11 protein-coding genes are annotated in these 14,018 nt (G+C 70.3%); 8 read left to right on the top strand and 3 right to left on the bottom strand.

Features of this window, described 5'->3' with window-relative positions; translation table 11 throughout:
* Positions 1-74 precede the first annotated feature (74 nt).
* The 8 genes from U870_RS0121060 to U870_RS0121025 all read left to right on the top strand — a co-directional run bounded on the left by U870_RS0121060 (position 75) and on the right by U870_RS0121025 (position 10,900).
* On the top strand, positions 75-2,606 hold the full coding sequence (locus U870_RS0121060; RefSeq protein ID WP_052357881.1) for a transglycosylase domain-containing protein: 2,532 nt from the start codon (positions 75-77) through the stop codon (positions 2,604-2,606).
* Between the two features lie 643 nt (positions 2,607-3,249).
* Complete coding sequence (locus tag U870_RS0121055) at positions 3,250-4,443, top strand: ROK family transcriptional regulator (protein ID WP_052357880.1); 1,194 nt, start codon at positions 3,250-3,252, stop codon at positions 4,441-4,443.
* Positions 4,440-5,663 (top strand): Gfo/Idh/MocA family protein, encoded by a 1,224-nt coding sequence (locus U870_RS0121050; RefSeq protein WP_029947980.1) that lies wholly within the window; start codon positions 4,440-4,442, stop codon positions 5,661-5,663. The genes U870_RS0121055 and U870_RS0121050 overlap by 4 nt, the downstream gene beginning before the upstream one ends.
* Before the next feature lie 81 nt (positions 5,664-5,744).
* Positions 5,745-7,010, top strand: coding sequence for an ABC transporter substrate-binding protein (locus U870_RS0121045; RefSeq protein ID WP_025159324.1), 1,266 nt, complete (start codon positions 5,745-5,747; stop codon positions 7,008-7,010).
* Positions 7,010-7,966: a carbohydrate ABC transporter permease gene (locus U870_RS0121040; protein WP_025159323.1), complete on the top strand. Its 957-nt coding sequence runs from the start codon at positions 7,010-7,012 to the stop codon at positions 7,964-7,966. The genes U870_RS0121045 and U870_RS0121040 overlap by 1 nt, the downstream gene beginning before the upstream one ends.
* The gene (locus U870_RS0121035; RefSeq protein ID WP_025159322.1) at positions 7,959-8,813 is read left to right on the top strand and encodes a carbohydrate ABC transporter permease; all 855 of its coding nucleotides are present in this window, start codon (positions 7,959-7,961) and stop codon (positions 8,811-8,813) included. The genes U870_RS0121040 and U870_RS0121035 overlap by 8 nt, the downstream gene beginning before the upstream one ends.
* A gap of 18 nt (positions 8,814-8,831) precedes the next feature.
* The gene (locus U870_RS0121030; protein ID WP_025159321.1) at positions 8,832-9,866 is read left to right on the top strand and encodes a Gfo/Idh/MocA family protein; all 1,035 of its coding nucleotides are present in this window, start codon (positions 8,832-8,834) and stop codon (positions 9,864-9,866) included.
* Positions 9,863-10,900 (top strand): Gfo/Idh/MocA family protein, encoded by a 1,038-nt coding sequence (locus U870_RS0121025; RefSeq protein ID WP_052357878.1) that lies wholly within the window; start codon positions 9,863-9,865, stop codon positions 10,898-10,900. The genes U870_RS0121030 and U870_RS0121025 overlap by 4 nt, the downstream gene beginning before the upstream one ends.
* Before the next feature lie 91 nt (positions 10,901-10,991).
* On the opposite strand, the gene U870_RS0121020 is transcribed toward U870_RS0121025, so the two are convergent.
* The 3 genes from U870_RS0121020 to U870_RS0121010 form a co-directional block, all read right to left on the bottom strand.
* Positions 10,992-11,852 (bottom strand): hypothetical protein, encoded by an 861-nt coding sequence (locus tag U870_RS0121020; protein WP_025159319.1) that lies wholly within the window; start codon positions 11,850-11,852, stop codon positions 10,992-10,994.
* A 26-nt stretch (positions 11,853-11,878) separates the two neighbouring features.
* Positions 11,879-13,303 carry a threonine synthase gene (gene thrC / locus U870_RS0121015; protein ID WP_025159318.1) on the bottom strand — a complete coding sequence of 475 codons (1,425 nt, stop codon included), beginning with the start codon at positions 13,301-13,303 and terminating at the stop codon, positions 11,879-11,881.
* Between the two features lie 43 nt (positions 13,304-13,346).
* Positions 13,347-14,018: HD domain-containing protein (locus tag U870_RS0121010; RefSeq protein WP_025159317.1), on the bottom strand; the 672-nt coding region annotated here is incomplete at its 5' end.

Below are 14,018 nucleotides of genomic sequence, written 5' to 3'. Positions count from 1 at the left end.
GTTCCTGTACAACTCCAAACGTCCCTTCACCTCGCACGGACCGACTCCACAGCCCGGGCTGGAAGCGTGGACGGGTGTCTACTCACGATTCGAACCGTCCGCCGCTGATCGACCGCGTCCTGGCGCCGGTCCAGCGGTTGGAGCCGCGCATGCCGCGCACCCGGGGCCGCGCGATCTGGCAGTTCCTGGGCTTCACGCTCGTCGCCGCGGTGCTCAGCTCGCTGTTCGTTCTTCCGGGTTTCCTGGGAACGGGCGTCGCGGCGGCGGCCGGCATCTCCGACTTCAACGCGCTGCCCGCGAACCTGCAGATCCAGCAGTTCGCCCAGGTGTCGACCGTGTACGCGAAGCAGGGCGGTCAGGATGTCCCGATCGCGACCTTCTACGCGCAGAACCGGCAGGACGTCGGGTGGGACGCGGTCTCGCAGAACGTGAAGGACGCCGTGGTCGCCGCCGAGGACCCGCGGTTCTACTCGGAGGGTGCGGTGGACGTGCTCGGCACGGTGCGCGGGGCTCTGGCGACCGTGGTGGGCGGCGACGTGCAGGGCGGATCGTCGATCACGCAGCAGTACGTCAAGAACGTCGAGGTCGAGAAGTGCGAGGCCCTCACCGACGCCAAGAAGGTGCAGGCCTGCTACGACGACGCCGCCGGCCAGACGCTGCAGCGCAAGGTGCAGGAGATGCGCTACGCGGTAGGCCTGGAGAAGAAGTACAGCAAGAAGGACATCCTCATGGGGTACCTGAACGTCGTCGGCTTCGGCGGCCAGGTGTACGGCATCCAGGCGGCGGCGCACTACTACTTCAACGTGGACGCCAACAACCTGACGCTCGCACAGGCGGCGACGCTGGTGGCGATCGTCAACAATCCCGCCAACCTCCGCATCGACGAGCCCGACAGCAAGACCAACGGCACGGCCAACGGGTACGCGCTCACCACGGCCCGCCGCGACTACGTGCTCGACCGGATGTATGTGAACCACAAGATCACGGCCGCGGACCGCGACGCCGCGAAGAAGACACCGGTGCAGCCCACGGTGACGCCGACGACCTCGGGATGCGCGGCGGCCCAGCAGTACAACGCCGCCTTCTTCTGCGACTACGTGCGCGACGTCATCCTGAACGACCCCGCGTACGGCAAGACCAGCGATGACCGTTGGGCGACGCTCAACCGTGGCGGCCTCAAGATCTACACCACACTGAACCTCGACCTGCAGGCGGTGGCGCAGCAGTCGGTCAGCAACTACATCCCCGCCTCCCGCGCGGGCATCGACCTGGGGGCGTCGAACGTCTCCGTCGAGCTCGGCACGGGACGCATCGTCACGATGGTGCAGAACAGGGCCTTCAACAACACGGATCAACCCGTGGACGGCACGACGGCGGTGAACTACAACACGGACGAAGCGTACGGAGGCTCGTCGGGCTTCCAGACCGGGTCGACGTTCAAGGCGTTCGACCTGGCGGCCTGGCTGGAGGCCGGGCACAGCCTCTACGAGTACATCAACGCCTCCCAGCACAACTTCCCGATGTCCGACTTCACGAGCACGTGCGGCGACGTCTCCGGGCAGCCGTGGCAGGTCGCGAACGACGAAGGGTCGGCGAGCCGGCTGTCGGTGATGTCGGCGACCGCGGAGTCGGTGAACACGGCATTCGCGATGATGGCCACGAAGCTCGACCTCTGCTCCATCCTCAACGCGGCGAAGTCCCTCGGCATCCACACGGCGAAGACCGGCGGGACGCTGAACTCGTACCCGTCGATGATCCTCGGCACCAACGACGTCGCGCCGCTGACCATGGCCACCGCCTACGCCGGCATCGCCAACGGCGGCACCGTGTGCACGCCGGTCGCGATCGACAAGGTCGTGAACGCCGACGGCAGCGAGCACGCGGTGAGCCCCACGACCTGCACGCAGGGGCTGGACAAGAACGTCGCGGCGGGCGTGAACTACGCGCTGCAGGGCGTCATGACGAACGGCACGGCGACCAGCGCCAACCCGTGGGACGGCACCCCCGTCATGGGCAAGACCGGGACGACGGACGATTCGCTGCAGAACTGGCTGATCACCTCCACCACCAAGGTCGCGCAGGCGACGTGGGTGGGCAACGTGTCCGGTTCCACGCCGCTGCGCAGTCTCAGCTTCGACGGCATCGGCGGCGGCAACGTCAAGTTCTCCATCGTGAAGCCGATCCAGAAGGCGCTCGACCAGGTCTACGGCGGCGACGCGTTCGCCAAGCCGCTGAGCTCGGCGCTGTACGGGAACACGGTCAGCATCCCGGACGTCACGGGCAAGACGCCCGACCAGGCGCAGAAGCTCCTCGAGGCGCTCGGGCTCGACGTGACCGTCGACCAGACGCCGGTCGAGAGCACCCAACCGGCCGGAACGGTCGCGGGCACGACTCCCGCCGCCGGCTCGTCGGTCGAAGGCGGCGCGAGCGTCACCATCCAGCTCAGCAGCGGACAGTCGGCACCCACGTCGACGCCGACCCCGGGAGGCGGATCGACCGGTACACCGACGTCCGCACCGGGAGGCGGGAACGGCGCCGGCACCGGGACGGGCGCAGGCGCCGGAGGCGGCTCCGGCGGCGACGCCGGCACCGGCACCGGAGGCTGACCCGCCCGCGCCGCCCACCGGCGCGCCCGCGCGCGCCGGTGACGTGCGCGGTGGTTCGGGACGTGCGCGGTGGTGCGGGACGTGCGCGGTGGTTCGGGACGTGCGCGGTGGTGCGGGACGTGCGCGGTGGTGCGGGACGTGCGCGGTGGTTCGGGACGTGCGCGGTGGTGCGGGACGAGCGCGGCGGTTCGGGACGTGTGCGGTGCGGCGCCGGGGCGCGGTTGTCCCGGGACGGCGCGGTCGCGAGGAGGGGCTGCGCGCCCCGCCACGGTGCGGGGCTGCCCGCGCGTCCGTGAGGTGCGCGGTCGTTCGGGGTGTGCGCGGTCGTTCGGGACGTGCGCGGTGCGGCGCCGGGGCGCGGTCGTCCCGGGACGGCGCGGTCGCGGGACGGCGCGGTCGGGAGGCGAGGGCGCGACGGCGCCGTCGCGCGACCGGCGCTGCGGCGCGACCGGCACTGCCGACGCGCGACGCGCGGCGCGGGCACCGACGTGATCGTCGGCCCGATACGCATTCGCTTGTTACAAATACGTAAACCTCTTTGATTGTATTCGCTCCGACCTTGACGCCCGTTGTCTTGTCGTGCTGTACTGGCCGCGGCAATTAAGCAACGAAGTTTCATTGTAAGCGAGCGGGGTTTCGACGGATGGCACTCAGTGGACACGGGCTGGAACCCGACGCATCGCGACAGCGGGCGGTGAACGCGGCTCGATGCGCGCTCGTCGTCCGGCAGACCGGCAGGGCCACGGTCGCCCAGATCGCCTCCCGCACCGGGCTCTCCCGCCCGACGGTCGAGGTGGCGCTCACCGCGATGCGCGAGCGCGGGCTCGTCGTCGAGGTCGATGTGCACACGCCCGGCGGGCGGGGCGCCGGACGACCGGCGCGGCTCTACGACTTCGTCGCCGACGCCGGCTACCTCGTCGGCGTCGACGTGGGCATCCACCGCGTGCGCGTCGCGATCGCGGACCTCGTCGGCTCGGTGATCGGCTGGGCGGAGCGGGAGGTCGACGGTTCGTCCCTCGGACCCACCCGGCTGAGCGTGGTGCAGCAGGTCATCGCCGACTGCCTCGACTCCAGCGGCATCGACCGCGCGCGGTTGATCGCGATGGGCGTCGCCGTCTCCGGCCTGGTCGGGGAGGACGGCCGGCTCGTCATCTCGCGCAGCTTCCCCGATTGGGAGCGGGTCGACATCGCCGGGCACCTGCGGGCGGAGTTCGGCTGCGAGGTGACGGTCGAGAACGACATGCGCCTCGCCGCTCTCGCCGAGCACCGGATGGGAGCCTCCCGGCTGGTCAACGATGCGGCGCACTTCTTCCTCGGGCACCGCGTCTCGATGGGCTTGATCATCGACGGCAAGCTGCGCCGCGGCGCGCACTCGGCCGCCGGCGAGATCGGCGAGATCGTCTTCTCCATGAACGTCACCCCGCGGGGACAGCTCAGCTGGAAGGCCGCGCCGACAGGTGAAGAGGTGTTCCGTCTGGCCGTGGACGGCGACGAGGAGGCGCGCGCGGAGATCGAATCGTTCGTCGGCGGCCTCGCGACGGGCATCGCGACGGTCACGATGGCCATCGACCCGGAGGTGGTCGTGGTCGGCGGCGGCCTCTCCCGCGCCGGGGAGGCGCTGCTCGAACCGCTGCGCCGCGCCGTCATGGCGGAGATCCGGCTGCCGATCCGGCCCACCATCATCCAGTCGGAGCTCGGTGCCGAGTCCGTCGTGCTCGGAGCCCTGGCGCTCGCGTTCGGCCAGTCGGCCGAGCGGGTGTACGGGTCGCCCGACGTACCGGACCCCGACATCGACATCGCGGGGGCGAAGGCCCTCGCAGAGAGGATCAGCGCATGAGCGTGCAGCACGCAGGACGGCCGTTGAGGCTCGCCGTGATCGGCGTCGGGGCGCGGTCGTCGATCGCCGCCCACGCGGTGGAATCCGGAGCGGGCACCATCGTGGCCGTCGCCGACCCGAGCGCGGCCGCCCGGGAACGCGCACGCACGACCTTCGGCGACCACATCGTGGCGTTCCCCGGCCACCGCGACCTCATCGCCGCGCGAGACGGCCGCGGCGCGCAGGACGGCAGCGACGCGCAGGACGGCGGCGGAAGCATCGTCGACGCCGCCTTCGTCACGTCGCCCGACCACACGCATGCCGAGATCGCCATCGACCTGTTGCACGCCGGCATCGCCGTGTACCTGGAGAAGCCGCTCGCGATCGACCTGGACGACGCGGACGCGATCCTGGAAGCGGCGGCCGCGAGCGGGAGCCGACTGTACGTCGGCCACAACATGCGGCACATGGCCGTCGTCACGCTCATGCGCGACATCATCCGGCGCGGCGAGATCGGCGAGGTCAAGGCCGTGTGGTGCCGGCACTTCGTCGGCAACGGCGGCGACTACTACTTCAAGGACTGGCACGCCGAGCGCGCCAAGTCGAACGGGCTGCTGCTGCAGAAGGGCGCTCACGACATCGACGTCATCCATTGGCTCGCGGGAGGCTACTCCGAGCTGGTCAGCGGGATGGGCGGCCTCAGCCTCTACGGCGACATCGAGGACCGCCGCGACAACTCCGACCGCACCATGCCCGAGTGGTTCTCACTCGACTCCTGGCCTCCGCTGAGCCAGACCGAGCTCAATCCCGTGATCGACGTCGAGGACATCTCGATGGTGAACATGCGCCTCGACAACGGTGTGTACGCCTCCTACCAGCAGTGCCACTACACGCCCGACTACTGGCGCAACTACACGGTGATCGGCACGGAGGGCCGGCTGGAGAATTTCGGCGACACCGACGGTGCGATCGTGCGCGTCTGGAACACGCGCACCCACTACGACCCGGTCGGCGACGCCGAGTACCGGGTGAACGGCGACGAACGCGGCCACGGCGACGCCGACGCGCTCACCGTCGCCGAGTTCGTCCGGTTCGTGACGGAGGGCTCCCGCACGGAGACGTCCGCCGTGGCGGCCAGGAACGCGGTGGCCACAGCCGTCGCCGCAACGGAGTCCATCCGCGACGGGTCGCGTCCCATCGCCGTCCGCGCCGTGGATGAACGCGTGGCCACATCGGTGTGACCACGAGGGATCCCCAGGCCGGCGAGGACTGATCGCCGGCCCGGGAGGCACCACAACACCACCCATATCCAAGGAGAACCAATGCGAAAAGCCGTACTGACCGCCGGGGCGGCGGTTGCAGCCGCAGCCCTTCTGGCCGGATGCTCGTCCAACACTGGAAGCGGCTCCGGTGCCACTGCCGATCATAATCTCTCGGCATCCATCTCCTACGCGTACTGGGACGTCAACCAGAAGCCCGCGATGGAGGCCCTGATCAAGGGGTTCAACAAGGAGTATCCGAACATCACCGTGACCTCCCAGGTCACTCCCTACCAGAACTACTTCACCAAGCTGCAGACGCAGGGCTCCTCGAAGACGCTGCCCGACGTCTTCTGGATGAACGGGCCGAACTTCCAGCTCTACGCCTCCAACGGCCTGCTCGAACCGATCGGCTCGGGCGTCGACCCCGCGAACTACCCCGCGGCGCTGGACAAGCTGTACAGCTACGACGGCGCGCAGTACGGCGCTCCGAAGGACTTCGACACGATCGGCGTCTACTACAACAAGGCGGTCTTCGACAAGGCGGGCGTCGCCTACCCGACGGCCGATTGGACCTGGGACGAGTTCCACCAGAAGGCCAAGGAGATCTCCGACAAGCTGAAGGGCGACGGCGTCTACGGCGTCGCGAGCGGACTCTCCGGCGGCCAGGAGGTGTACTACAACACCATCCTCCAGGCCGGAGGGGACATCATCTCCTCCGACGGCAAGAAGTCCGGCTATGACTCCGCCGCTGCGATCAAGGGGCTGCAGTTCGTGCGCGACCTCGTCGCCGACGGTTCGTCGCCCACACCGTCGCAGCTGTCCGACACCCCGCAGGACCAGTGGTTCATCAACAGCAAGTCCGCGATGATCTGGTCGGGGACCTGGCTCAACTCCGAGCTGCTCGCATCGCCGATCAAGGACACGATCGCGCTCGCTCCTCTGCCGAAGGGCGAGAAGCAGGCCACCGTCATCCACGGTCTCGCCAACGTCGTCGCCAAGGACTCGAAGAACAAGGCGGCCGCCCTCGCCTTCCAGGCCTACCTCGGCGGCAAGGAGGCGGCGCTGACGCAGGCGGAGATGGGCACGGCCAACCCCGCGTTCAACGGCACGCAGGACGCCTTCGTGAAGACGGCGCCCTGGGACCTCACCATCTTCGAGAAGGCCGCGGCGGACTACGCGTACCCGTACCCGATCTCGAAGAACACCGCGGCGTGGAACAAGGCGGAGAACGATCTGCTGCCCGACGCCTTCTCCGGCAAGCGCCCGGTCGCCGACGTCGCCAAGGAGCTCGCCACGCAGATGAACGCGGACCTCGCCAAAGAGTGATGTCCGTCTCGATCGCACCCCAGGAGGCGGGCGTCGCCACGGCGACGCCCGCCACCCGGCCGGCCGCACCGCGCAAGCGGCGCACCGACCGGAAGGAATGGGTGTGGGCCGCCCTCTTCGTGGCCCCGCTCCTGTTCGGCGTCCTCGTCTTCTACATCTGGCCGATCATCCGCAACGCCTACTTCAGCTTCACGACATGGGGCGTCTTCGGCGGGGCCACCTGGAGCGGACTGTCCAACTACCAGGCAATGTTCGCCGACCCCTCGTTCTGGCGCTCGATCGTCAACACGCTGGTCTACATCGGGTTCCTGCTCATCGGCATCCCGCTCGCGGTGATCTTCGCCAGTCTGATGAACCGGCCCGGCCTGCGCTTCGCGACCGTGTACCGGACCGCGTTCTTCCTGCCCTACGTGGCGATGCCCGCCGCCGTCGCGATGGTCTGGCGGATCATCTTCAACGGCGACTTCGGCGTGATCAACTACGCGCTGTCGCTGGTCGGCATCAAGGGCCCCAACTGGCTCTCCACCGAGTGGTTCGCGCTCATCGCGGTCGGCCTGGTCGGGATGTGGATCTCGCTGGGCTTCAACCTGATCGTGCTCTCCGCGGGCATGAAGGGCATCCCGCCCGAGATGTACGAGGCGTCGAGCCTCGACGGAGCGAGCAGGATGCGGCAGTTCTTCTCCATCACCGTGCCGCTGCTCAGCCCGTCGATCTTCTTCGTCTCCGTCATGACCGTGATCACCGGCTTCCAGCTGTTCGACCTGCTCTACGCGCTGATGGGGACGCAGAACCCGGCGATCAACCAGACCCAGTCGATGGTGTACCTGTTCTTCGCCCACCAGCAGACCGGCGACAACGGCTACGCCGCTGCGGTCGGCATGGCGATCCTGGTGCTCGTCGGCGTGTTCACGATCATCCAGTTCCGGATGCAGAAGAGGTGGGTGACGTATGTCTAGCTCCGTCGTCGTCGGTTCCAAGACCGGCCGCGCCCGGCTCGGGACGGGGATGACGCACGTCGTCCTGATCGTGGCGTCCGTCGTCATGGTGTTCCCGTTCCTCTGGCAGATCCTGATGTCGCTCTCGACCAACGCGCAGGTCACGTCCGTGCCGCCGTCCGTGTGGCCGGGCACCCTGCACTGGGAGAACTTCGCGCACGTCTTCGACCAGCTCCCGTTCCTCAACCAGCTCTGGGTGTCGATCGCGGTCACGGTGATCCGCACGGTCGGCCAGCTCCTGCTGTGCTCGATGGCCGGGTACGCGTTCGCCCGGATGTCGTTCCCGCTCAAGCGCACGATCTTCGCGCTGGTGCTCGCCATCCTGATGGTGCCGCCGCAGGTCTACCTGCTTCCGCAGTACCAGATCGTGCAGGGCCTGGGCTGGCTCAACACCATCGCCGGCATCGCGGCCCCCGGGATCTTCAGCGCGTTCGGCACCTTCCTGATGCGCCAGTTCTTCCTGGGGCTCCCGGACGAGCTGGCCGAGGCCGCACGCCTCGACGGCGCGAACCATTTCCAGGTGTTCTGGAAGGTCATGCTCCCGCTGGCGAAGCCCGGGCTCTCGGCGCTCGCGATCATCACGGTGCTCGCCTCGTGGAACGATCTGCTCTGGCCGCTCATCGTGGCGACGGATTCGACCCAGATGCCGCTGTCCGCCGGGATCGCCACGCTCACGAGCCAGCGGTCGATCCCCGACTACCCCCTGCTCCTCGCCGCCAGTCTCCTCGCGATGGCTCCGGTGCTCATCCTCTTCCTGATCATGCAGAAGCGCGTCATCGACGGCATCGCATTCTCGGGCCTGAAATAAGAAAGAACAGACACTTCCGTGACTACTCTCCGAGTCGGCCTCATCGGCGCCGGCGGGATCTCCCAGGTGCACGCGACGGGATGGGCGGCGCTCGGCGCGCCCGTGACCGTCTACTCCCACGACGGGGCCGAGGCGCTCGCCGCCGAATACGGCTTCTCGATCGCCGGCGACCTTCAGGCGCTGCTCGCCGCGAGCGACATCGTCGACATCGTGACGTCGAGCGGCAGCCACAAAGAGCTGGCGCTCGCCGCGATCGCCGCGGGCAAGCATGTTATCTGCGAGAAGCCGCTCGCCGTCTCGTCGGCGGACGCGCGCGAGCTCGCGGACGCGGCGGAGGCGGCGGGCGTCCGCCTGTTCCCCGCGCACGTCGTCCGCTTCTTCCCCGATTACGCGGAGGTCAAGCGTCAGGTGGACGGCGGACGGGTCGGTGAGCCCGCCGTCCTGCGCTTCGTGCGCTCCGGTCAGGCACCCCGCGCGGGGTCCTGGTTCTTCGACGAGGACGCGGGCGGAGGCATCGTCCTCGATCAGATGATCCACGACCTCGATCAGGCGCGCTGGCTGGCCGGGGAGGTGACCCAGGTCTACGCGGTGCAGAGCCCGCCGAGCGTCGACGGGATCGTGCCCGGCATCGTCACCGCCCATGTCACGCTCACCCATGCCGGCGGTGCGATCAGTCACGTCCAGGGGACGTGGGGACCGAACGGGGCGGTGTTCCGTACCAGCGCCGACGTCGCCGGCACCCGAGGGACCCTCGCCATCGACTCGTCGACGGACGCCGCGAGCGTCCTCGACTTCCCGGCGGGGGAGGCCGGCGCCGGGTACCTGCCGCCGGAGACCACCGCCGTCAGCCCGTACACGCGGCAGCTCGCCGCCTTCCACCGGGCGATCGCCGAGGGGACCGACACGGTCGTCGCGGCGGAGGACGGCATCCGCGCCGTCGCGATCGCGGAAGCGGCGGCCGAATCCATCCGCACCGGGCGCGCGATCGAGATCGACGCCACCACGGGGCTCGCCGCCCTGGCCACCACCCGCACCGCGAGCGTCGGCGCATGACCGCCGGAACAGGAGACACCGTGACCACCCCGCTCAAGATCGCCGTGCTCTCGTTCGCGCACCCGCACGCGATCGGCTACTGCCGGCTCCTCGCCGGGCGCGCCGACGTCGACCTCATCGTGACCGACCCGGACGGCGCGTCGGCACCGGACGCCGCCCTCCGCGGGGAGGCGCTCGCCGCCTCCCTCGGGGTGCGGTACGTGGCCGACTACGACGCCGCGCTGGCGTGGGGACCGGACGCCGTGATCGTCACCGCCGAGAACGCCCGGCATCGCACGCTGGTCGAGGCCGCCGCCGCCGCCGGGGCGCACATCCTGTGCGAGAAGCCGCTCGCGACGACCGTCGCGGACGGCCGCGCGATGCTGGACGCCGTCGAGCGCGCCGGCGTGACCCTGATGACCGCCTATCCGGTGCGGTTCGCGCCGTCGTTCGTGGATGCGCGCGCCCGGGTGCGCGCCGGTCACCTCGGCGACATCATCGGCGTCCGGGGCACCAACAACGGCAAGCTGCCCGCGGACCGTGCCTGGTTCACCGACCCGGTGCTCGCCGGAGGCGGCGCCCTCGTCGATCACGTCGTGCACTGCGCCGACCTGCTCGACGACCTGCTCGGTGACCTGCCGACGACGGTGCGCGCCGTGTCGAACCAGTTGCTGCACGGCGGGCAGGGGCTGCGCGTGGAGACGGGCGGACTGGTGACGGCGACCTATCCGAGCGGTGTCGTCGCGACCATCGACTGCTCCTGGACCATGCCGGAGAACGCACCGACCTGGGGCGGCCTCACCCTGCAGATCACCGGCACGAAGGGCACGGTGACCATCGCACCGTTCGCGCCGCACCTCTCGGGGCAGACGGTCGACGGTCCGGTCTGGGAGGGTGTCGGCGACGATCTCGATGCCCTGATGCTCGCCGAGTTCCTGGACGCGGTGCGATCCGGGCGGGCGGCGGTGCCGGACGGGCGGGTCGGTCTGCGGACCCTGCAGGTGGCCGCGGCGGCGCTCCGATCGGCCGCCGACGGCCAGCCGGTCGACCTCTAAGCCGCTCGGCGCGCGCGGCCGCTCGGGACGTGCGCGGGGCGGCGCCGGGGCGCGCTCGTCCCGAACCGGGGCGGTCGCGCGTCGGGAGCGCTCAGGCGTCGCCGAGCCACGCGTCGAGGACGGCGCCTCGCAGGGCGTTCGCGCGTTCGGCGAAGGCGCGTTGCCGGCGCACGTACTCGGCTTTGCCCTCCGGGGTCTCGATCGCGACCGGCTCGGCGCCCCAGGGCCGCATGTCGTACGGCGAGGCCTGCATGTCGAGCTGCCGGATGTCCCGCGCCAGCTCGAAGGCGTCCAGGAGCAGTTCGCCCGGCACGAGGGGGCCGAGCTTCATCGCCCACTTGTAGACGTCCATCCCGGCGTGCAGGCAGCCGGGCTGCTCCAGGTCCGGCTGCGTCTCGCGGGTGGGGGAGAAGCGGTTGCGGGGCACCGCCTCCGGCGTGAAGAAGCGGAAGGCGTCGATGTGCGTGCAGCGCAGGTCGTGGGCCTCCACGACCTCGTCGGTCCCGGTGCGGCCGAGGCGGAGCGGGACGGCGTGGCGGTGCTCGTCCTGCCGGTACACCATCGCCCACTCGTGCAGCCCGAAGCAACCGAACTGGCCGGGCCGGGCCGCGGTCGAACGGAGGATGCGCTCGATCGCGCGCAGCAGCGTCCCCTTCTCGGCGGCGAAGGCGTCCCCGTCGACGATGAGACCGCCCGGGGTCCCGCCCGGCGCGTACCAGCGCCAGCCGGCGCGCGGTTCGGCGGCGGCGTCGGCCAGCTCGACACCCGGTCCGGGATGCCAGCGGCGCAGCACGCTCGGGGAGTACGAGTAGTAGGTGAAGAGGAAGTCCTCGATCGGGTGCTTCTCGCCCCGCCCCGCGCGCTCCCGGTGTGCGGCCGTCAGCGCGTCGGCACGCACGGCGTGGGCCGCTTCGAGGGCGCGCCAGTCGGCGGTGTCGAGGAGGAGGGGCACCCCTCGAGGATACGTCGCGGCCGGGTTCAGCGCAGGGCCAGCTCCGCGATCAGGGCGCGCAGCCGGCCCTCGTCGTCGGGGAGCTCCGTCATGCGCTGCGGGGCGTCCAGCAGGGCGCGCGTCGCCGCATCCGGCGTCGGGGCGTGGCCCAGCGCTTCGGTGATGGTCTCGGCGAACTTCTGCGGCTTCGCGGTCTCGAGCACGAGCATCGGGACACCGGGCTCCACGTGCTGCCGGGCGATCAGCAGGCCGTCGGCCGTGTGCGGGTCCACCGTGACGCCGGTGCGCGCCTGGACGTCCCGGATGGTGGCCAGCCGGTCCGCGTGCGTGCTGGTGCCGCTGACGAACCCGAACTCCGGCAGGAAGCGGTGCTGCTCGGCGGAGAGGTCGAGCTCGCCGTCGGCGGCCAGCGCGGCCCAGGCCGCCGCCGTGCGCTCGGGGGAGCGGCCGAGCAGGTCGAAGACGAAGCGTTCCAGGTTCGACGCCCGCGACACGTCCATGGACGGGCTGGAGGTGGTGTGCGTCGCCGCGGCGGTCCGCGGCCGGTAGTAGCCGGTGCGGAAGAACTCGTCGAGCACGTTGTTCTCGTTCACCGCCAGGACGAGCGAGCGCACCGGCAGGCCCATGCTGCGGGCGTAGTGGCCGGACAGGATGTTGCCGAAGTTGCCGGACGGCACGGCGAACGACACCTCGAATCCGGCACGTCCGGCCTCCGGAACGGCGTCGGTCGCCCGCAGCCACGCCCAGACGTAATATGCGATCTGAGCTGAGATGCGGCCGAAGTTGATGGAGTTGACGGCGCCGAGGCGGTGCGCCCGCTTGAACGCCACATCCTCCGCGAGCCGCTTCACCAGGGTCTGGCAGTCGTCGAACACGCCGTCGACGACGATGTTGTGCACGTTGTCGTCCAGCAGCGAGTACATCTGCGCGCGCTGGAACGCGCTCATCCGGTCGCGCGGCGACAGCATGAAGACGGCCAGCCGCTCCCGGCCGTGGAGGGCGTGCTCGGCGGCGGACCCCGTGTCGCCGGAGGTGGCGCCGAGGATGTTGAGCACCTCGCCGGACTCGCTCAGGACGAAGTCGAGCGCCTCGCCGAGGAACTGCATCGCCATGTCCTTGAAGGCGAGCGTCGGGCCTTCCGAGAGACCCACGAGGGTCAGCCCGTCGCCGAGGCCGCGGAGCGGGACGATCTCCTCGGACGCGTACGCGGACGGGCGGTACGCGGCCCGGCACAGGCGGGCGAGGTCGTCGGGGTCGATGTCGGTCGCGAACAGTCCGATCACCGCGGTCGCCAGCTCCGCATAGCCGAGCGGTCGCCAGCTCTCCAGCAGCGCTCCGTCGAGGCGGGGCAGTTCGCCGGGGACGGCCAGACCGCCGTCGGGCGCCAGTCCCTCGACGAGGACGTCGCGGTACGACCCGATCCTGCTGCCGCGTGTGGAGATGTACTGCACGTGTCGATCCTCGACCTTCGCCTGGGGGTGGATGCATTTCAGCCTAGGCGATCGACTCCAGCGGATTCGCGGCGAGCTTCTCCCGGACGCCGCCCGCGACGAGACGGTGCGCCTGCGTGCCGGGCTTGCGTTCGGCCTGGTCGGCGACTCCCGCGCCGAACTCGGCGGCGAGGTCGAGGCGGGGATGGGCGGCGAGTACCGCGCGACGCAGGTCCAGCGGGAGGTCGTCCGCCCGGGCGCCCGAGATGTCGAGGCCGGTGGCGATCTCGAGCAGGTAGCCCTCGACGTCGAGCGCGGGGTCGACCGCCGGCCAGTTGTGGCGCACGATCACCTCGTGCGCGCGGGTGCGGCGGGCGGCCTCCCATCCGGCCCCGGCCGTGAGGGCGACGGCCACGTGGCCGCCGGCGTCCTCGTAGGAGAGCGCGACATTGTCGAACTGCGGGACGATCCCGATGTCGTGCAGCAGCGCCGAGACGTAGAGCAGCTCGTGGTCGAACCCGGTGCGCCCCTCGAGCGCGGCGAACGCCTCCGCCCACACCCACGATCGCACCACATGGTTGAGCAGTGACGGGGAGTGGTACGACCGCGCGAGGTCGAGCGCCGCCCGCGCCGCGGGCGTGTCGGGTGCGGCGGGGAGGCCGGCGGCCGTGGGGAGGTCGGGTGCGGCGGAGAGGTCGGGTGCGGCGGGGAGGTCGGGTGCGGCGGGGAGGTCGGG

The sequence above is a fragment of the Leifsonia aquatica H1aii genome (assembly GCF_000633535.1).
Lineage (GTDB): Bacteria > Actinomycetota > Actinomycetes > Actinomycetales > Microbacteriaceae > Leifsonia > Leifsonia aquatica_A.
The sequence above is the reverse complement of the archived record's forward strand: the minus strand, read 5'-3'. Positions and strand labels throughout refer to the sequence as shown.

What these genes read in the sequence shown, in the direction of transcription:
- U870_RS0121055 (WP_052357880.1), top strand. Translation starts at nt 3,250, where the DNA reads ATGGCACTCAGTGGACACGGGCTGGAACCCGACGCATCGCGACAGCGG.
- U870_RS0121050 (WP_029947980.1), top strand. Translation starts at nt 4,440, where the DNA reads ATGAGCGTGCAGCACGCAGGACGGCCGTTGAGGCTCGCCGTGATCGGC.
- U870_RS0121045 (WP_025159324.1), top strand. Translation starts at nt 5,745, where the DNA reads ATGCGAAAAGCCGTACTGACCGCCGGGGCGGCGGTTGCAGCCGCAGCC.
- U870_RS0121040 (WP_025159323.1), top strand. Translation starts at nt 7,010, where the DNA reads ATGTCCGTCTCGATCGCACCCCAGGAGGCGGGCGTCGCCACGGCGACG.
- U870_RS0121035 (WP_025159322.1), top strand. Translation starts at nt 7,959, where the DNA reads ATGTCTAGCTCCGTCGTCGTCGGTTCCAAGACCGGCCGCGCCCGGCTC.
- U870_RS0121025 (WP_052357878.1), top strand. Translation starts at nt 9,863, where the DNA reads ATGACCGCCGGAACAGGAGACACCGTGACCACCCCGCTCAAGATCGCC.